This window comes from Mesorhizobium sp. B2-5-11, from assembly GCF_006440835.1.
In the GTDB taxonomy this organism is placed as follows: Bacteria; Pseudomonadota; Alphaproteobacteria; order Rhizobiales; family Rhizobiaceae; genus Mesorhizobium.
Window position 1 is genome coordinate 759,989 of sequence record NZ_VFUK01000001.1, and the last position, 18,352, is coordinate 778,340.

An 18,352-nucleotide genomic window follows, 5' to 3' on the forward strand; every position below is an offset into this window, starting at 1 on the left:
CCAACGCCGGGACCGCCGCCCTCAGCGCTGTGCGTCGGTCGCCATCTTCAGCGCCAGCGCCGTCAGCACCCCTCCCATCATCCAGCGCTGGATGACCAGCCACAAAGGCCGCCCGGCGAGAAACGCGGCGATCGAGCCGGCCGTCACCGCGATGATGGCATTCACGGTCAGGCTGATCGAAATCTGCGTCGCGCCGAGCACAAGAAGCTGAGACAGGACATGGCCTTTGCCAATGCTGATGAATTGCGGCAGCAGCGACAAATAGAGCACCGCCACCTTCGGATTGAGCAGATTGGTCATCAGGCCCATGGCGAACAGCTTGCGCGGCCCGTCTTTCGGCAGGTCGCGCACCTGGAATGGCGAGCGTCCGCCCGGCTTCACGGCCTGCCAGGCCAGCCACAGGAGATAGAGCACGCCGGCAAAGCGCAGCGCGTCATAGGCGAAGGGCACGGCCAGCAGCAGCGCCGTGATTCCGAATGCCGCCGACAGCACATAGAAGAGAAAACCGACGGCGACCCCGCCAAGCGAGATCAACCCGGCCTTCGGCCCTTGCGACAGGGAGCGCGAGATCAGGTAGATCATGTTTGGACCCGGCGTCAGCACCATGCCCAGGCAGACCAGCGCGAAGGCGAGGTGGTTGGCGGTATCGGGCATTGTTCGTCCCCAGGCGTGCCGCGATGGATGCGGTCCAGCGTGCAGCCATTATGTGCCCGTTGCGGCAGGCGCCCACAAGGGCTTGGCGGCGTCGGGCGTTGCGCCAGAGTTCGGTTAACCGACCACGCGCAGGTTCGACAATTCGTTGCCGATTTCCTTGAAATCGTTCGACAGGCTGGCGCCCGTCGCATTCCAGAACAGCTTGGCGGGTTTGCTCGGATCCGCCGGGTCCTTGCGGAAGCGCGAGTCCGACGAGCATGATTTCAGCGCATCGATGGCGTTCTTGTCGGTGGTCTTGGTCGTGGACAGGTCGAGAGCCACCGTCATCACCATGATGTCGGCCGCCTTGGCGTTGTTGCAAAGCGTCGTCATCTGCTCGTTGAGCGCGCTGGTGTAATTGCCGTTCGAATAGTCGAACTGGCCGATGGCGCTGGATGTACCCATGAACAGGCGCCCGACCGAGGTGCCGGCATAGCCGGGCTTGAGATAGCCGTAGGACGCGTAGGTCGACTTCGAATCGGCGGGGTCGGAATAACTGAGCGAGGAAGGCGTGTAATAGGTGTTGGCGCCGTCGGTCAGCACGATCACCACCTTGTCGTTGCCTTTTTCTGTTTCCGGGCGCCCCTGCGTGAACGGCTCGCCGCTCGAGACCACCCGCCAGCCCCAGCCCATGCCCTCGGGAACATTGGTGCCGCCATCCGGCTGCATCAGGTCGATCGCGGCTTTGATCGTAGCGAGCCCATCGGCGACGCTGACGTCGGTCAGCGGCGTGATCGGGTTGGTAGTGCAACTGTAGTTCGGGCCGTTGCCTGCGGGCAATACTGGTGCATCGATCGGCCGCGGCTGGAAATACTTGGTCATGTTGCGCAGCCGGGCTTGGCCGCTGCTGCTCGAAGGATCGTCGTTCCACCAGCTGTTGATGGCGCCGTAGGTCTTTGGCGCGGCTTCGTTGGGATCCTGCGTGATCTTCCAGTGATTGCCGGGTTCATCCGGGGCGAACATCGGCACGAACATCGTCGCCGGATCGCCCACGCCTATTCCGGTGTTGGCCGAGCCGCCGGACGGCGGGGCGTCGTTGACATTGTAGGGGTAGGGCCGGGCTTCGACACAGCCTTGCCAACTGGCGAATGGGCCGTAGGAATCGACATAGTCGTATGCGTCGTAACTGCGCTTGCAGGTATTGTTCCAGTTGTATTCAGCACAAACAACGTGCTTGCTGTTTTTAACACGCTCATGGCTGGTGACGACCTTCATGTCGCGGTAGAGCGAAAACCGGGTCAGCATCTGGCCTTCCTCGTCGCCCCAGCCGGTGCCGCGCTTGTACCAGATGCCGTTGGTCTGCTGGGCGTATTTGTTGGCGGCGTTCAGCGTCGACCAGTCGAAATTCTCGTTCGACACCGGCGACAGGCCCTCGGTGTCCATCCAGGACGCATTGCCGTTGCCAGGACCGACATTGACCGAGGCGGCAAAGGGTACGAGGCCGAACTGCACCGGCTTGTCGACCTGCTTGATCATCGCGGCCTGTTGGGCAAGCGTGTCGACCAACTGCTTCGCCGCGGTCTTGAGGAGATCGATGCGCTTCTGCCCCGAGCCGGTTCCGGGCGTGACCATCGATCCGGAATTGTCGAGGACCAGCGCCACTTCGAGCGTGTTCTTCAGCCGCACCTCCGAGCATGCGGTGAAGCCGATATTGGTGGCGCCGGTGCCGCCGAGCAGTATCTTCGCCGTTGGCAGGAAGTAAGGATTATAGGTCAAGGTGCCGCAAAGCTTCATTGTTCCGCCGCCAGCGGCGTTGCTGGGCAAAGTGAGGTTGAGCGTCGTGTTGGCGGCATCCACATCGTTCAGATTGGCGTTGAAGAAGTCGAGCGCATAGGCCCTCAGCTGGTCGTCGGTGGCGCCTTCCGTCACGCGGCGTGCCGTGGCGAAGTTGGCGGCGTCGAGCGCGTTCAACACCGTCTGCTTTTGGCGGTTCATTTCCGTGAAGTCGACCGCGAGCGCCAGCCCGCCCATCAGCGGGACCATCGCGAAGGCCGTCATGAGAGCATAGTTGCCGCGCCTGTCGCGGCGGAACTGACGCCAGATTTCATGCATGTCTTGCAGCGGCCCCCGCCGGCGGATTCTCGATCGACGCCAGCTTTCCACAAAACGCTGAAGGACGGGTTTGGGAAACCGCTCGATTGCTTGGTTCGCGCTTCACCAAGCACTAACCAATCTGGAGCGGCCCCCCGGTGCCTCCAAAAAACGACACCCCGCCGGATGCAGGGCGTCGACGTGGAATTCGTCGGATCAGCTGACGATGCGCAGGTTGGACAGCTCGTTGCCGATCGCCTTGAAATCGTCGGACAGCGTTGCGCCCGTCGAATTCCAGAACAGCTTCATCGGCTTGCTCGGATCGGTCTTGTCCTTGCTGAAGCGGGAATCCGAAGAACAGGCCTTCAGCGCATCCATCTGCGTTTTCTCCGCTGTCTTGGTGGCGTCCAGATCAAGCGCGATGGTCATGACCATGATCCCGGCGGCCTTGGCGTTGTTACACAGCGCAGTGAAATGCTCGTTCATCGCTTTGGTGTAGTTGGCGTTGCTGTAATCGTCCTTGGTGACATCCGTTCCGAGGAACATGCGGCCGTAGCTGTAGCCGTTGCTGTAGGGGACGACGTAACCGAGAGCCGAATAGATCGCCTTGCTGCCAGCCAGGTCGTTACCGCCAGAACTCCAATTGGTTCCAGAGTAGGTCTGCGCCGTCACCGAGGTCGGCGTGTAGTAGGTGTTGGCGCCGTCGGTCAGCACGATCAGTACCTTGTCGTTGCCTCTTTCCGTTTCGGGCCGGCCCTCGGTGAAGGGTGCCGTGCTGGAAAGGGTCCGCCAGCCCCAGGCCATGCCTTCCGGCACGTTGGTGGCGCCGTCGTCGGCCATGGCATCGATGGCGTTTTTGATCAAAGTTGCGCCGGCTGTCGTGGAAACATCGGTTAGTGGCGTAATTGCCGTCGTGCTGCAGCTTGTATTCGGCCCGGCGTCCATGCCGTAGGCCGGCGTGACCTTGTTCACCCAGTCGAAATATTTTGGCATGTAGCGCTGGCGTGCGGCGTCGGACGCGCCTGAACTCACTGGGGCGTCGACATCCCAATTGTTATTGGCTGGCCTTGAAGAGCTATCGACGCGGTCGGTTTCGTCGGGCGCGAACATCGGCACGAAAAGCGTTGCAGGCAGTGTTGTCGATGCAGCTGTGTCCTGGATATTGTATGGATATGGGCGCGACTCGACGCAGCCACCCCAACTCGCGACCGGCGCATAGGTGAAGGTCGCGTTCGATGCACAAGTACCGTCCCAATTCTTGAGACTGCACGCTGAAATGCGTTTCATCTGTTTGTAGATCGAGAACCGGGTCAGCGGCTGGTCTTTCTGGCTCGCGTCCCAGCCGGTGCCTTTCGCGTACCAGATGCCGGCAATCTTCTGCGCGTATTTGGTGGACGAAAAGGACGAACTCATGGTCGTCCAGTCGAAATTCTCATGATGGATAGGCGATATGCCGGTCGTGTCCATCCACGCCGCCGAAGCGTTGCCCGCACCGACATTCACCGAGGCGGCAAAGGGAACGAGGCTGAACTGGACCGGCTTGGTGACCTGTCTCATCTGCTGGGCCTGGCCGGCCAACTGGTCGACCAACTGCTTGGCGGCGCTCTTGAGAAGGTCGAACCGCACCTTGTTCGAGCCTTTGCCGAGCTCCTTCATTGAACCGGAATTATCAAGCACCAGCGACACTTCCAGCGTGTTCTTCAGGCGCACTTCGGAGCAGGTGCTGAAGCCGATATCGGTGCTGCCGGCGCTGCCGCCCAGCAGTAGTTTAGCCGTCGGCTCGAAATAGGGCTTGTAGACCAAGGTCGCGCAGAGCTTCAGCGTCCCGCCGCCTGTGTTGTTGTTGGGCAGCGTCACGGCCAGCGTGGTGTTGGCCGGATCGATATGCGCGAGATTGGCTTCGAAGAAATTCTTGGCATAGGCCACGGCGTCGGCGTCGCTGGCGCCGGCAACGATCTGCTGGGCCGTGGCGAAGCCGGCCGCGTCCAAGGCATTCAAGGCGTTTTGCCTTTGGCCCACCATTTCCGTATAGTCGACGGCGATAGCCACGGCGCCCATCAGCGGCACCATGGCGAGCACGGTCATCAGCGCATAATTGCCACGCCGGTCGCGTCCGAATCTTCGGATCATTGTCACAGCTGCCCCGCCAAATCGATAGTCAGTGGGGACGGTGTCATAAATCGTTAAATTTCAGGTTTCTGGAATATGTCCAAGGTCAGGCTGCATTTTCAAAGCTCGTTAACCAACCAGTGAACGGTGGTGGATGTCGGTACAGGCGGGCGAAAGCTGGTGACAGGCTGGGCCGGTTCGGATAATTCCAACCGGCTGCGGCGAACCGTCGGCTGCGGCACCGCAACGATCATGACTGAAGGATACGGCATGGCGGCCTCGCCTGACATCATCGGTTCGCTCGAAGACGTGTCGAAGAACTATTCGGCCATTCTCTGCGATGTCTGGGGCGTGGTGCACAATGGCGAAACGCATTTTCCCGCGGCTGCGTCGGCGCTGGCGGCTGCCCGTACGGCCGGCATTCCCGTCGTCCTGATCACCAATTCGCCGCGCCGCAGCGCCGACGTCGTGGCCCAGATGAACGTCATCGGCGTTCCCCCATGGGCCTACGACCGCGTGGTCACCTCGGGCGACGTGACCCGCGACCTGATCGTGGAAGGCCCGCGAAAGATCTTCCATGTCGGCGCCGAGCGAGACTTGACCCTCTATGACGGGCTCGACGTCGATCTCGTCGAGGAGTTCGAGGCATCCGGCGTCGTCTGCACCGGCCTGTTCGATGACGAAGTGGAGAAGCCCGAAGATTATGCGGAGCTGCTGCGGCGGCTGCGCGCCAGGAACCTGCCTTTCATCTGCGCCAACCCGGATATCATGGTCGAGCGCGGCGAACGCATCATCTGGTGCGCCGGCGCCCTGGCGCGCGACTACGCACAGCTCGGCGGCCGCACGCTGATCGCCGGAAAACCTTATGCGCCGGTCTATGATGTGGCGATGAAGGAGGTGGCGGAGATCCTTGGCCGGCCGGTCGAGCGCCGCCAGGTGCTGGCCATCGGCGACGGCATGCTGACCGATATCAAGGGCGCGGCCGACAACGGTTTCGACGTTCTCTATGTCTCAGGCGGCATTCATGCCCGCGACTATGGCGATGCATCGCAACCGGATCCCGCAAGGCTCGCCGCGTTTCTTGACAGGCACGGCTATCATCCAGTGGCCGTCATTCCCAGGCTGCGGTAGATGGCGATGGACGCTTTCCAGCACCTTTCGGCAACCGCTCCGCTGCCCGCCGATTTGCGCGGCGGCGTTGTCGCGATCGGCAATTTCGACGGTGTCCATCGCGGTCATCAGGCGGTGCTCGAACGGGCATTGGCGGAGGCGCGGCGGCGTGGCGTGCCGGCGCTGGTGCTGACTTTCGAACCGCACCCGCGAAAGATATTCAGGCCCGAGATACCGCTGTTCGTGCTGACGCCGCCGCCGATGAAGGCGCGGCTCCTGTCGCTGCTGGGCTTTGCCGCGCTCGTCGAACAGCCTTTCACGCGCGACTTCGCCTCGCTATCGGCGGAAGCCTTCGTGACCGACGTGCTTGAGAGAACGCTTGGCATCACCCATGCCGTGACCGGCTTCGATTTCCATTTCGGCAAGGACCGCCAGGGCGGGCCGGCCTATCTGATGGCGGCTGGCGAGCGCCATGGCTTCGGCGTCACGCTGGTCGATGCATTTCGGGACGAAAGCGCCGAGGTGGTTTCATCGAGCCGCATCCGCGCCTTGCTTTGCGAAGGCGCGGTGGCCGAGGCCGCCGGCCTGCTCGGCTATCGCTTCACGGTGGAGAGCGAAGTCGTGGGCGGCCAGAAACTGGGGCGAACGCTCGGCTTTCCGACCGCCAACATGAGGCTTCCCGCCGAGGCCACCCTCAGGGAAGGCATCTATGCCGTTCGCTTTCGCCGCGCCGACGGAAGGCTGCATGATGGCGTTGCCAGCTTTGGCCGCCGTCCGACCGTCGACGATGATGGCGCGCCGCTTCTGGAAACCTTCGTCTTCGATTTTTCCGGTGACCTCTATGGCGAGATCTGCCAGGTGTCGTTCTTCGGTTACCTGCGCAGCGAGGTCAAGTTCGACGGGCTTGATGCGCTGGTCGCGCAGATGAAGCGCGACGAGGCCGAGGCGAGAGCACTGCTGGCCGGCGTCAAGCCGCTTTCGCAACTCGACGCGGCCATGGCTTTTTGAAGCATGGTCCCGAAAAGTGGAGTGCGGTTTTCGGGCAAGATCATGCTTTAACAAAATGAGCATGGTCCCGAAAAGTGGAGTGCGGTTTTCGGGCAAGATCATGCTTTAACAAAATGAGCATGATCCCGAAAAGTGTCGCCCGGTTTTCGGGTTAGATCATGCTCGAATCAGACGTTACTTTTTCAGCGCCAGACCGACGGCGATGAAGGTCCAACCCTGGAAGATCAGGTCGATTGCCAGGAACAGGCCGAGCACCCATACGCTGTTGACCGGCCAGCCCATAGCTATGATCAACCCGGCGATCACGCTGATGGCGCCGGCCGCGACGATCCAGCCCCAGCCGCGCTCAGGCCGGTGGCTGTAGCCGACCCAGGCGCGCAGCACGCCGGAAGCGACAAGCGCGACGGCCAGCAGGAAGGTCAGCACCGCCGAGGCCAGCAGCGGGTTGTCGAAGGCGAAAAAGCCCGCGACCGCGTAGAGCAATCCGCTGAGCAGCCAGTAGAAGAAGCGGCCCCACGTCTTGACCGCGAAGGCATGCATGATCTCGATGATGCCGGCCACCAGCATCAGCCACCCCACGACATAGACGGAAGCCACCGTGGCGATGAAGAGGTTGCCAAAGGCAATGCCGCCGAGGATCAGCAGCAACACGCCCAGACCAACAAACCACCTCCACTTTCCTCGCGTCTGTCCGATCGCGTTCTTCAGTGCATCGCCGTGCAAGGTCATGTCGCCACCTCCATCGAGGACCGCCAGCAGGGAATGAAGTTACCCTTGGTGCCGACCCGCGTCCAGCCGACGGCGGCCGGATGGTGAGCAATGCGAGCCGGACGTCTCGACCTTAAATCAAATTTTACCAAAGCCTCTTCAAAGCTGTGACCGAAAGACAGTCGTATCGTGTTAATGGGGTAGTCATGAGTCCGGTCGGGAAAATTTCTGCAGCCTTGGCTACCGTCATGCTGGCTACCTCGGGTGCGGCCGATGCCGGCGAGGGCGCCTTCGGCTGGCTGTCCGGCGATTGGTATCTGACGGTCGGCGCCACCGGCATGGTGGCGCCCAATTTCGAGGGCGGCAAGAAGTACCTGCTCAGCGCCTCGCCGATCATCTCCTTGGGCAAGGCTGGCCCGGCGGCCCGCTTCACCTCACGCAACGACAACATTTCGCTGGCGCTGGTCGATGACGGCGGCGTTCGCGCCGGCCTGACCGGCAAGTTCCTGTTCTCGCGCGACGATGGCGATGCCGACGAGTTGAAGGGCCTCGATCCGGTCCGCTGGGGCGGCGAGGTGGGCGGCTTCTTCGAATTCTATCCGACGGACTGGATACGTGCGCGTGCCGAGCTGCGGCACGGCATCCGCGCCCATAACGGCTTCGTCGCCGACATCGCCGCCGACGCCTTCTACGATGTGACGCCAACCGTCAGGATCTCTGGCGGGCCGCGCGTCTCGTTCGCCTCCGCCAAATATTTCGACGCCTATTACGGCGTCGACGCGCAGGAAGCCGTGGCCTCGGGGTTGAACCAGTATAATCCCGGCGGCGGCCTGAAATCGGTCGGCCTTGGCGGTGCGGTGACGTGGAAGGTGACCGACCCGATGACCGCCAGCCTGTTCGGGGAATATTCACGCCTCGAAGGCCCGGCCGCCGATTCCAGCCTGGTCAAGGAGCGCGGCGACCGCAACCAGTTCATGATCGGCGTATCGACGACCTATCGCTTCGATTTCAAGATGTAGCCGGTATCGGCCTTATTCCAGCAATCGCGTATCGATCTGATGACTTGTGGTGCCGACGATGGCGATGCCTTCGCGTTCCAGCAAGGCGGGATTGAGAATATAGTTTCTGGCGAAGGGAACGATCACGCAAGGAACTTCCATGACTGGATGGCTGGCGGCACTGACAAAATCGCTGCCAATCTCGCGTGTCTTGGCCGGATTGTCTTTCCAGCCCTCGGGCAAATCGGGGACGGCAATGGAGACGCCGTCAGGCACTTCGATTTCCAGGAGCTGGAACGTGGGCGGCAAATCTTCCACGTCGACATGAACGAGAATTTCAAGAAGCGCCGTGGCGGGATGATCCGCGCAGTACACAATGGCGGTGCCCTTGATGTTCCAACGGCCGGAGCTAAGCATGCCGCCCCGGCCGGACAGGTCGGCGAAGTTGGAGATACGCCATAGACGCATCGTCAGGCGAAAATGCCATAATCGATGCGATGCAGTTCCTCTTCCACCAGGGAAGCACCGGTTTCCGACTGCAGGAGCGTGATAGGCGCTTCGTTGAGCACCCGGCTGCGTTTGCGCAACCAACGTTGCGCTTTTTCGTGGTCTCCGAAAACACGATCCGCCATTGTGGAAATGCGCTCGATGCGCATGACGCGATCGGACTCGGCAATACTCAGTTTCTCATTGCGTTCTTTCCTGCGCGCCAAAGTGCGCCGCGATCCTACGATCTTGTAGATTTCGTCATTGCTGAACCCACGGTGGCGGAGTTCTTCCACCTTGGTGAAGCTGACCAGGAATTGCCCCGTTGCGGCATCCCGGACCAAGCCATCCTGCGCAAGCTCGACCTTCTCCTTACGGGCGGCCCGTCTGGCAGCCGGCACGTGGACCTTGCGATGCGGATTGGACATGACGCGCCTCCGGTGCCATTTGCCCAAACATATATGCGCAATTGGCACAAGCGGCAAGGCGAGTGCCTTGGAGTTCGGGCTTTCCAAGCTGGCCCACCTCGTTTAAAAGCGCGGCCATGACAGTGGTCTCGCGTTCCGTCGCGATTACGATACGAATTACCAGCCCGGTGTTCCGGACGGCCTGAGAGCTGTCGGAGCCGCCGGGAATCTTGCGCGCGACCCCTCGCGCTTTTTCCAGATCATGATAGTTCAGGCCCGAGCTCCCTTGCCGCCGGGCAATCCACAATGGCAGACCAATGACCGATACAGCTGAAACGATCGACTATTCCAAGACGCTTTACCTGCCGCAGACGGATTTCCCGATGCGTGCCGGTTTGCCCGAGAAGGAGCCGGTGCTGGTCAAGCGCTGGCAGGAGATGGATCTCTACCGCAAGCTGCGCGAGGCCTCCGCCGGTCGCCCGAAATACGTGCTGCATGACGGCCCGCCTTATGCCAACGGCAACATCCATATCGGCCATGCGCTGAACAAGATTCTCAAGGACGTCATCAACCGCTCCTTCCAGATGCGCGGCCGCGACGCCAATTACGTGCCCGGCTGGGACTGCCACGGCCTGCCGATCGAATGGAAGATCGAGGAGCAGTACCGCGCCAAGGGCAAGAACAAGGATGAGGTGCCGGTCAACGAGTTCCGCAAGGAATGCCGGGATTTCGCCGCTCACTGGATCGGCGTTCAGGGGGCGGAATTCCAGCGCCTTGGCGTCATCGGCGACTTCAAGAACCCGTATACGACCATGGCCTTCCACGCCGAGGCGCGTATCGCCGGCGAACTGTTGAAATTCGCCATGTCGGGCCAGCTCTATCGCGGCTCCAAGCCGGTGATGTGGAGTGTCGTCGAGCGCACCGCGCTCGCCGAGGCCGAGATCGAATACCAGGACTACGAGTCGGATACGATCTGGGCGAAGTTCCCGGTCGCCAGTCTGGTGCGCCCCGTGGCTGACGGAGAGGCCGCACTGACCGAGGGCGCTCTCGATCTGCTGCAGGCCCATGTCGTCATCTGGACGACGACGCCTTGGACGATCCCCGGCAACCGTGCCGTCAACTATTCGCCGCGCATCGACTACGGTCTCTACGAGGTCACGGCAGCCGAGAACGCCTTCGGCCCGCAGCCGGGCGAAAAGCTGATCTTTGCCGATACGCTGGCCGAAGAGGCTTCGGTCAAGGCCAAAGTCACCTTGAATCGTCTTCGCAGCGTGTCGGCGCAAGAGCTTGGAAGTCTTACGCTTTCGCATCCCTTCAAGGGTCTTGGCGGCGGTTACGAGTTTCCGGTGCCCATGCTTGCCGGCGACCATGTCACCGATGATGCGGGCACCGGGTTCGTTCACACGGCGCCGGGCCATGGTCGCGAGGATTTCGACGCCTGGATGGACGCGGCCCCGGACCTGCGCGCGCGCGGCGTCGACACCGCGATCCCGTTCACCGTCGACGATGCCGGCTTTTTCACCAAGGACGCGCCGGGCTTCGGTCCGGATCGTGAGGGTGGCGCGGCGCGCGTTCTTGACGACAACGGCAAGAAGGGCAATGCCAACCAAGCGGTCATCGATGAGCTGATCAAGCGCAACGCGTTGTTCGCGCGCGGTCGGCTGAAACACTCCTATCCGCATTCCTGGCGGTCGAAGAAACCGGTCATCTTCCGCAACACGCCGCAATGGTTCGTCCACATGGACAAGGACCTCGGCGACGGCACGACGCTGCGCAGCCGTGCGCTGAAGGCGATCGACGACACCCGTTTCGTGCCAGGGGCGGGGCAGAACCGCATCCGCGCCATGATCGAGGAACGGCCCGACTGGGTTCTGTCGCGCCAGCGCGCCTGGGGCGTGCCGATCGCGGTCTTCGCCGACGCCGACGGCAATGTGCTCCAGGACGAGGCGGTCAACCAGCGCATCATGGACGCTTTCGAGAAAGAAGGCGCCGATGCCTGGTTCGCCGCCGGTGCCAAGGACCGTTTCCTCGGCAATTACGATGCCTCCAGATGGAAGCAGGTGACGGACATCCTCGACGTCTGGTTCGATTCAGGCTCGACCCACGTTTTCACGCTGGAGGATCGTCCCGATCTCAAATGGCCGGCCGACGTCTATCTCGAAGGCTCCGACCAGCATCGCGGCTGGTTCCACTCCTCACTGCTCGAAAGCTGCGGCACCAGGGGCAGGGCGCCCTACGATACCGTCGTCACGCATGGCTTCACCATGGACGAGGACGGCCGCAAGATGTCGAAGTCGCTCGGCAACACCGTCGTCCCGCAGGACGTGATCAAGCAGTCCGGCGCTGATATCCTGCGGCTCTGGGTGGTGACGACCGACTATTGGGAAGACCAACGGCTCGGCAAGAACGTGCTGCAGACCAACATCGACGCCTACCGCAAGCTGCGCAACACCATCCGCTGGATGCTGGGCACGCTCGCCCATGACGATGGCGAGGAGGTGCCGCTGGAAGGGATGCCGGAGCTGGAACGGCTGATGCTGCATCGCCTCGCCGAACTCGATGAGGTGGTGCGCCAGGGCTACGATGCCTTCGAGTTCAAGCGCATCACCCGTGCGCTCCTCGATTTCATGGTGGTCGAGTTGTCGGCCTTCTATTTCGATATTCGCAAGGACGCGCTCTACTGCGATGCGCCGTCGAGCGCGAAGCGCAAGGCCTCGGTGCAGGTGGTGCGCCACCTTTTCGACTGCCTGGTGAGATGGCTGGCGCCGATGCTGCCCTTCACCATGGAAGAGGCCTGGCTCGACCGCCATCCCGATGCCGTCTCGGTGCATCTCGATCAGTTCCCGGCGATCCCGGAAAACTGGAAGAACGAGGCGCTGGCGGAGAAATGGCGTAAGGTGCGGCAGGTGCGCCGCGTCGTCACCGGTGCGCTGGAAATCGCGCGTGCCCAGAAGGTGATCGGCTCGTCGCTGGAAGCGGTTCCCGTCGTCACCATCGACGATGCGGCGCTCGAGGCGGCGATATCGGATGTCGACATGGCCGAAATGGCGATCACCAGCGATCTCATCATCGCCCATGGCGAGGTGCAACAAGGCGCCTTCACGCTCGAAGACGTCAAGGGCGTCGCCGTGGTGATCGAAAAAGCCGAGGACCGCGGCCTGGTCAAATGCGCGCGGTCGTGGCGTTACACCGCCGATGTCGGGCAGGATCCTGCCTTTCCCGATGTCTCGGCGCGCGACGCCGCCGTGCTGCATGAGCTTAGGGCGCTCGGCCGGCTTTGAAGGCCAGGCATATCGGTGCACAAATGCCACGCCGGTCGGTGCAAATCCGTCCGCGCGTTGCCCTTAACGAGTGGTTGAGGTAAACACGCGAAACTCCGGAAGACAAATTGTCGCCGGATTTTCGGCGCAAGTGCTTGGACGATGGGGACCGGACCTTGGGACCGGCGGCGATCGAGAGGCTGTCTAGAGTGGGACTTTTTGGCATGACCGAGAGATTTAACGCGCGCCTCGCGCTGTTGGCGCCGCTTGTCGCATCGGGGCTCGCTCTGTCCGGCTGTGTCGGTTCTCCGACCTACGGCACCGACAAGACCGCCGGCGAACAATTGGCCGGCGATCTCACGGGCGCTTTTTCGTTCGCGCCGAAGCGCAAGGAACACATCGATTACAAGCCGCGTCCCACCCTGGTGAAGCCCGCGCCTGGTCAGAAGGAAACGCTGCCGGCGCCACAGGATAGCATCGAGACCGCAAGCGCCGAATGGCCAGAATCGCCCGAGCAGCGCCGTGCCCGCCTGCGCGCCGACGCCACCGCACACCAGGATGATCCGTCCTACCAGTCGCAGATCGTCGACGACGTGCAGACGGATCCCGCCTCGGTGAAGAAGGCAATGGAAGAATCCGGCTCGAGTCACCCGCCGCGTTGGACGCCTGCCGATTCCGACAAGGGCCGCGCCGCCGATATCCAGCGCCGCCTTGCCGAAAGCAAGCAGGGCGATCCGAATACCCGCAAATATCTGAGCGAACCGCCCCTTGCCTATCGCGTCGCATCCGGCACGGCGCCGCAAAACGAACTCGGCGAAGACGAGTACAAAAAGGAACGCCGCCTGAAGAGAGAGGCGGAAGGCAAGAAGGGTGGCTGGTTCGACTGGCTGCCGTCCCTGTAAAAGCGGGGCGCATTTGCTTTGCTGACGGGTGTCGCACCCCGTTCAGTCGCGGCGTTCCCGAAAGAAATCCTTCAGCAGCAGGGCCGATTCGGCCTCCGCGATGCCCGCATAGATGTCGGGCGTGTGATGGCAGGTCGGCGAAGCGAAGAAGCGCACGCCGTTGACCACCGCGCCGCCCTTTTCGTCCGCGGCGCCAAAGTAGAGCCGGCGCAACCTGGCGAAGGAGATGGCGCCGGCGCACATGGCGCAAGGCTCCAGCGTCACATAGAGATCGTGTCCGGTGAGCCGCTCGCTCGACAGCCTTCGGCAGGCTTCGCGGATGGCCAGCATCTCGGCATGGGCCGTCGGATCGGCAAGCTCCCGGGTGCGGTTGCCGGCACTGGCCACGACCGTGCCGGCGCTGGCGATGACGGCGCCGACCGGCACTTCGCCGCGCGAGGCTGCCGCTTGCGCCTCCTCCAGCGCCAGCGCCATGAAATCGGGCCGCTTCACGCGGGTTTCCATTCCGATTATCTCCTCGCCACTCGACGGTGATCCTGTTATTGAGCGCATAACCTCGAAAATCGGGTACGGTTTTCGGAAATGATCATGCGCCAAATCAAAAATGCTACAGCGTTCGTTGCGCGCCCGAAAGGATGCGCCACGCTGTAGCAGCGCAAACGGACAAAGGCCACATGGACGACAACGACAAGAAATCTCCGCGCCAGAAGGGTCCGGGCAAAAGCGGTCCGAAACCGGCGGGCGCGCGTGGGCGCGATGCCGGCAAAGGCGGGAAGCCAGCCTTCGGCGCCAAGAAACCGTTTGCCAAGCGTGGCGACGGCGGCAAGCCCTTCGAAAAGCACGAAGGGCCGCGCAAACCCTACGCGCCGCGCGGCGAGCGGCCGATGGCCGCCGATGGCGAACGGCCCCAGAAGCGTGAGTACAAGCCGCGCGAAGGCGGCGAAGGCGGGCGCCCGGAGCGGCCCTTCAACAAGGATCCGCGTCCGCAAGGCAAGTCTTATGAAAACCACGAAGGCCCGCGCAAGCCCTATACACCGCGCGGCGGGCGGCCAATGGCGGCTGAAGGTGCGGCGGGTGAAAGACGCTTCGATCGTCCTAAGCGTGATTTTGCCGATCGGCCCAAGCCCGACTTCTCTGACCGTCCGAAGCGCGATTTCGCAGACCGTCCGAAGCGCGATTTCGCTGCCGACCGGCCGCAAGGCGGTTTCAAGTCCCGTCCCCGTCCTGCGGAGGCGCCCGAGGAAGCCGGCGAGCGGATCGCCAAGCGGCTGGCTCGCGCCGGGCTTGCCTCGCGCCGCGACGCCGAGGAGTTGATCGCGGCCGGCCGCGTCAAGGTCAACGGCCGGGTTCTGTCTTCGCCGGCCTTCAATGTGATGCCGGGCGACATCATCCATCTCGACGGCATGGAGATCCCGCCGATCGAGCGCACTCGGCTGTTCCTGTTCCACAAGCCTGCCGGTGTCGTGACCACCAACCGCGACCCCGAGGGCCGCAAGACCGTCTTCGATGTGCTGCCGGCTGAATTGCCCCGGCTGATGACCATCGGCCGGCTCGACATCAACACCGAAGGCCTGCTGTTGCTGACCAATGATGGCGGCCTGTCTCGCGTGCTCGAACTGCCGGCCACCGGCTGGCTGCGCCGTTACCGGGTGCGCGTCCATGGCAAGGTCGAGGAAAGTGCGCTTGCGGGTTTGCGCGAAGGCATTGCCGTGGACGGCGTCTTCTATGGCGCCATCGAGGCGAGCCTCGATCGCGAGCAAGGCTCGAACGCCTGGCTGACCATCGGCTTGCGCGAGGGCAAAAACCGCGAGGTCAAGAACATTCTCGGCGCGCTCGGCCTCGACGTGACGCGGCTGATCCGCATCTCCTACGGCCCGTTCCAGCTCGACGAGCTCCCCGAAGGCCATGTGCTGGAGATCAAGGGCAAGGTGTTGCGCGATCAGCTCGGCGAACGCCTGATAGAGGAATCCGGTGCCAATTTCGATGCCGAGATAACAAAGCCGTTTTCCAACCTGCCGGTGCGGCGGGTCGAGCCGCGGCGCGAGGAGGCCGAGCGGCCGAGATTTTCGCGCGAGGGTGACCACCGGCCGATCGGCGAGGGCGGCCTGATCAAGAACCGCAAGCGCCGCGAAGGCAGCCGTGACGAGGCGCTGGGCAAACTGTCGACCAGCCCCGACAGAGGCGCGAGGCCGGAAAAAAGCTTTGGCGACCGCGGCCCGAGACCCGAACGCGGTAGCTTCGGCGACAAGCCGCGCGGTGGTTTTGGCGGCAAACCGGGCGGCAAGAAATCCGAGCGCGAGCAGCGGCCGATCGAGCCGCCCGGCCAGCGCAAGGCCAATGTCTGGATGGCGCCGGGCGCGCGCCCAATCGGCAAGGGCAGGGCGGAAGCGGACGCTGCCAAAGCCGCTGAGGCCAAGGCCCGCAAGGCGTCTTTCAAGCCGGCCTATGGCAAGCCCGGCGGCAAGCCGGGCGGCCCCAAGCCGTTCGGCAAGCCGCGTGGCGAACGTCCGGGTGGCGGCGGCGAGCGGCCGCGCGGCGGTTCCAAGGGTCCAAGGGCGAAATGAGGATCGTCGGCGGCGAGTTTCGCGGGCGCCCGCTGGCGACGCCCCGCGGCAGCGCCATCCGCCCCACCACCGACCGCACCCGCGAGGCTGTTTTCAATGTGCTGGCGCATCGCTTTGCCGATCGGCTGCAGGGCGCGCGCGTGCTCGACCTGTTCGCAGGCACAGGCGCGCTCGGGCTCGAGGCGCTATCGCGCGGCGCGTCCTATGGCGTCTTCATCGAGGAGTCGGCCGAAGGCCGCGGCCTGATCCGCGACAATGTCGAGGCCTTCGGCCTGACCGGCCGCACCAAGATATTCCGGCGCGACGCGACGGCTCTGGGCGAGGCCGGCACGCTGGCGCCGTTCGACCTCGTTTTCGCCGATCCACCTTACGGCAAGGGTCTTGGCGAACGCGCGCTGAGGTCGGCCAAGCAAGGCGGCTGGCTGCGTCCCGGCGCGCTGTGCGTGGTCGAGGAGGCAGCGGCGGCGCCTTTCGAGCCGGGACCGGGATTTTCAGTTGTCGACGAGCGCCACTATGGCGAGACGCTGATCCGGCTTGTCGAGGCCGCCTGAGTTAAGCTTCATTTGCGGGCGAAGATGGAATGCGAGCCCTCTTCCCAGGGGAGCAGGTCGTGCCATGCCAGTAATCAACAATTCACTTTCACAACATCGGCTCGCCGCCTATCGTCCGTCATGAGAAACCGGAGCCATTGATGACATTTCAGGCTGAATGGCTGCGCAAGACGCTCTTGGCCACATCGCTGGCTTTGGTCATTGCCGGACTGGCCCCGGCGACCTTCGCCGCCGACAAGCGGCCGGCCGAGTTCAAGGTAACGGATTTTCTGCTCGACAATGGCATGGAAGTGGTCGTCATTCCCGACCATCGCTCACCGATCGTCACCCATATGGTGTGGTATAAGGTGGGCAGCGCCGACGAGCCGCCAGGCAAATCCGGCATCGCCCATTTCTTCGAGCATCTGATGTTCAAGGCGACGGCCAATCACGCCGCCGGCGAGTTCGACCGCGCCGTCTCCGACATAGGCGGCTCCAACAATGCCTTCACCTCCTACGACTACACCGCCTTCCACGAGACGGTGGCGCCGTCGGCGCTCGAGCTGATGATGAGCTTCGAGGCCGACCGCATGCGCAACCTCATCCTCACCGACGATGTCATCAAGACCGAGCGCGACGTCATCCTGGAGGAGCGCCGTTCGCGCATCGACAACAGTCCCGAGGCGGTGCTCGAAGAGGAACTCGACGCCACGCTGTGGCAGAACCAGCCCTACCGAATTCCGGTCATTGGCTGGATGCAGGAGATGGAGCAGTTGAACCGCACCGACGCCATCGCCTTCTACAACAAATACTACCAGCCCAACAACGCGGTGCTGATCGTGGCCGGTGACGTCGAGCCCGACACGGTCAAGGCTCTGGCCGAGAAAACCTACGGCAAGATCGCGCGCGGGCCCGACCTGCCGCCGCGCGTCCGCCCGGTCGAGCCGGAGCAGAACACCAGGCGCACGGTGACGCTGTCCGACGCCCGCGTCAGCGTGCCGAATTTCTCCACCCAATGGGTGGTGCCGTCCTACCACACGGCCAAGCCCGGCGAAGCCGAGGCGCTCGACCTGCTGGCGGAAATACTGGGCGGCGGCAACCGCAGCCGGCTGTATCAGGCGCTGGTGGTCAGGCAAGGCATCGCTTCCAACGCCGGGGCCTATTTCCAGGGCACCATGCTGGACGACACCAACTTCACCGTCTATGGCACGCCGCGCGGCGACGCCAGGCTCGTCGATGTCGAGGCGGCCGTCGACGCGGAGGTCGTGCGCATCGCCAGGGAAGGCGTCACCGTCAAGGAGCTGGACAAGGCCAAGGACCGCTATGTCCGCTCGATGGTTTTCGCCCGCGACAAACAGGATTCGATGGCCAATATCTATGGCGCCGAGCTTGCCACCGGCGGCAATGTGCAGGACATCGAGCAATGGCCGGAGCGCATCCGCAACATCACTCCCGGCGAGATCAAGGCCGTCGCCGCGCGCTATCTGGTGCTGGCCCGGTCGACGACCGGCTATCTCTTGCCGCAGCAACAGGCGGGGAATTGATG

15 protein-coding genes are annotated in these 18,352 nt (G+C 63.1%); 8 read left to right on the plus strand and 7 right to left on the minus strand.

Annotated elements, in window-relative coordinates; translation table 11 throughout:
- Positions 1-21: 21 nt before the first annotated feature.
- From FJ490_RS03850 to FJ490_RS03860, 3 genes are all read right to left on the minus strand, one after another.
- Positions 22-654, minus strand: a complete 633-nt coding sequence (locus FJ490_RS03850; protein ID WP_140494241.1) for a LysE family translocator — start codon at positions 652-654, stop codon at positions 22-24.
- 114 nt (positions 655-768) lie between these two features.
- The gene (locus tag FJ490_RS03855) at positions 769-2,745 is read right to left on the minus strand and encodes a TadE/TadG family type IV pilus assembly protein (RefSeq protein WP_181165124.1); all 1,977 of its coding nucleotides are present in this window, start codon (positions 2,743-2,745) and stop codon (positions 769-771) included.
- A 195-nt stretch (positions 2,746-2,940) separates the two neighbouring features.
- Entirely contained in the window at positions 2,941-4,854 is a 1,914-nt protein-coding gene (locus FJ490_RS03860; RefSeq protein WP_140521649.1) for a pilus assembly protein, read from the minus strand.
- A 249-nt stretch (positions 4,855-5,103) separates the two neighbouring features.
- Between FJ490_RS03860 and FJ490_RS03865 the strand changes: the two genes are divergently transcribed.
- Both FJ490_RS03865 and FJ490_RS03870 read left to right on the plus strand, forming a co-directional pair.
- Positions 5,104-5,964: a TIGR01459 family HAD-type hydrolase gene (locus FJ490_RS03865; protein ID WP_140656312.1), complete on the plus strand. Its 861-nt coding sequence runs from the start codon at positions 5,104-5,106 to the stop codon at positions 5,962-5,964.
- 6 nt (positions 5,965-5,970) lie between these two features.
- A complete protein-coding gene (locus FJ490_RS03870; protein ID WP_140495019.1) occupies positions 5,971-6,951 on the plus strand; it encodes a bifunctional riboflavin kinase/FAD synthetase in 981 nt (326 codons plus the stop codon).
- A gap of 174 nt (positions 6,952-7,125) precedes the next feature.
- On the opposite strand, the gene FJ490_RS03875 is transcribed toward FJ490_RS03870, so the two are convergent.
- Complete coding sequence (locus FJ490_RS03875; RefSeq protein WP_140728233.1) at positions 7,126-7,680, minus strand: HdeD family acid-resistance protein; 555 nt, start codon at positions 7,678-7,680, stop codon at positions 7,126-7,128.
- A 227-nt stretch (positions 7,681-7,907) separates the two neighbouring features.
- Between FJ490_RS03875 and FJ490_RS03880 the strand changes: the two genes are divergently transcribed.
- A complete protein-coding gene (locus tag FJ490_RS03880; protein WP_224519163.1) occupies positions 7,908-8,678 on the plus strand; it encodes a MipA/OmpV family protein in 771 nt (256 codons plus the stop codon).
- Between the two features lie 12 nt (positions 8,679-8,690).
- Here FJ490_RS03880 and FJ490_RS03885 read toward each other — a convergent pair whose 3' ends face one another.
- The gene (locus FJ490_RS03885) at positions 8,691-9,125 is read right to left on the minus strand and encodes an RES family NAD+ phosphorylase (RefSeq protein WP_140494233.1); all 435 of its coding nucleotides are present in this window, start codon (positions 9,123-9,125) and stop codon (positions 8,691-8,693) included.
- A 2-nt stretch (positions 9,126-9,127) separates the two neighbouring features.
- Complete coding sequence (locus FJ490_RS03890) at positions 9,128-9,571, minus strand: antitoxin Xre/MbcA/ParS toxin-binding domain-containing protein (protein ID WP_140557104.1); 444 nt, start codon at positions 9,569-9,571, stop codon at positions 9,128-9,130.
- 296 nt (positions 9,572-9,867) lie between these two features.
- Between FJ490_RS03890 and ileS the strand changes: the two genes are divergently transcribed.
- Positions 9,868-12,831: an isoleucine--tRNA ligase gene (ileS, locus tag FJ490_RS03895; RefSeq protein WP_140728234.1), complete on the plus strand. Its 2,964-nt coding sequence runs from the start codon at positions 9,868-9,870 to the stop codon at positions 12,829-12,831.
- 203 nt (positions 12,832-13,034) lie between these two features.
- Positions 13,035-13,712: a hypothetical protein gene (locus tag FJ490_RS03900; protein ID WP_140728338.1), complete on the plus strand. Its 678-nt coding sequence runs from the start codon at positions 13,035-13,037 to the stop codon at positions 13,710-13,712.
- Positions 13,713-13,754: 42 nt separating this feature from the next.
- Here the strand turns inward: FJ490_RS03900 and FJ490_RS03905 are convergent, their stop codons facing one another.
- A complete protein-coding gene (locus tag FJ490_RS03905; protein ID WP_140522168.1) occupies positions 13,755-14,204 on the minus strand; it encodes a nucleoside deaminase in 450 nt (149 codons plus the stop codon).
- Positions 14,205-14,386: 182 nt separating this feature from the next.
- Here FJ490_RS03905 and FJ490_RS03910 point away from each other — a divergent pair, with 182 nt between their 5' ends.
- The 3 genes from FJ490_RS03910 (at position 14,387) to FJ490_RS03920 (ending at position 18,350) form a co-directional block, all read left to right on the plus strand.
- Entirely contained in the window at positions 14,387-16,276 is a 1,890-nt protein-coding gene (locus tag FJ490_RS03910) for a pseudouridine synthase (protein WP_140728235.1), read from the plus strand.
- On the plus strand, positions 16,273-16,827 hold the full coding sequence (rsmD, locus tag FJ490_RS03915) for a 16S rRNA (guanine(966)-N(2))-methyltransferase RsmD (protein ID WP_140624605.1): 555 nt from the start codon (positions 16,273-16,275) through the stop codon (positions 16,825-16,827). The genes FJ490_RS03910 and rsmD overlap by 4 nt, the downstream gene beginning before the upstream one ends.
- Positions 16,828-16,967: 140 nt before the next feature.
- Positions 16,968-18,350: a pitrilysin family protein gene (locus tag FJ490_RS03920; RefSeq protein WP_140557097.1), complete on the plus strand. Its 1,383-nt coding sequence runs from the start codon at positions 16,968-16,970 to the stop codon at positions 18,348-18,350.
- Positions 18,351-18,352: the final 2 nt, after the last annotated feature.

Bases quoted from the DNA above. Each gene is read 5' to 3' on its own strand.
- ileS (WP_140728234.1), top strand. From the start codon at position 9,868: ATGACCGATACAGCTGAAACGATCGACTATTCCAAGACGCTTTACCTG.
- FJ490_RS03880 (WP_224519163.1), top strand. From the start codon at position 7,908: ATGCTGGCTACCTCGGGTGCGGCCGATGCCGGCGAGGGCGCCTTCGGC.
- FJ490_RS03870 (WP_140495019.1), top strand. From the start codon at position 5,971: ATGGACGCTTTCCAGCACCTTTCGGCAACCGCTCCGCTGCCCGCCGAT.
- FJ490_RS03885 (WP_140494233.1), bottom strand. From the start codon at position 9,125: ATGCGTCTATGGCGTATCTCCAACTTCGCCGACCTGTCCGGCCGGGGC.
- FJ490_RS03890 (WP_140557104.1), bottom strand. From the start codon at position 9,571: ATGTCCAATCCGCATCGCAAGGTCCACGTGCCGGCTGCCAGACGGGCC.
- FJ490_RS03865 (WP_140656312.1), top strand. From the start codon at position 5,104: ATGGCGGCCTCGCCTGACATCATCGGTTCGCTCGAAGACGTGTCGAAG.
- FJ490_RS03920 (WP_140557097.1), top strand. From the start codon at position 16,968: ATGACATTTCAGGCTGAATGGCTGCGCAAGACGCTCTTGGCCACATCG.
- FJ490_RS03900 (WP_140728338.1), top strand. From the start codon at position 13,035: ATGACCGAGAGATTTAACGCGCGCCTCGCGCTGTTGGCGCCGCTTGTC.
- rsmD (WP_140624605.1), top strand. From the start codon at position 16,273: ATGAGGATCGTCGGCGGCGAGTTTCGCGGGCGCCCGCTGGCGACGCCC.
- FJ490_RS03850 (WP_140494241.1), bottom strand. From the start codon at position 654: ATGCCCGATACCGCCAACCACCTCGCCTTCGCGCTGGTCTGCCTGGGC.
- FJ490_RS03910 (WP_140728235.1), top strand. From the start codon at position 14,387: ATGGACGACAACGACAAGAAATCTCCGCGCCAGAAGGGTCCGGGCAAA.
- FJ490_RS03855 (WP_181165124.1), bottom strand. From the start codon at position 2,745: ATGCATGAAATCTGGCGTCAGTTCCGCCGCGACAGGCGCGGCAACTAT.
- FJ490_RS03860 (WP_140521649.1), bottom strand. From the start codon at position 4,854: ATGATCCGAAGATTCGGACGCGACCGGCGTGGCAATTATGCGCTGATG.
- FJ490_RS03875 (WP_140728233.1), bottom strand. From the start codon at position 7,680: ATGACCTTGCACGGCGATGCACTGAAGAACGCGATCGGACAGACGCGA.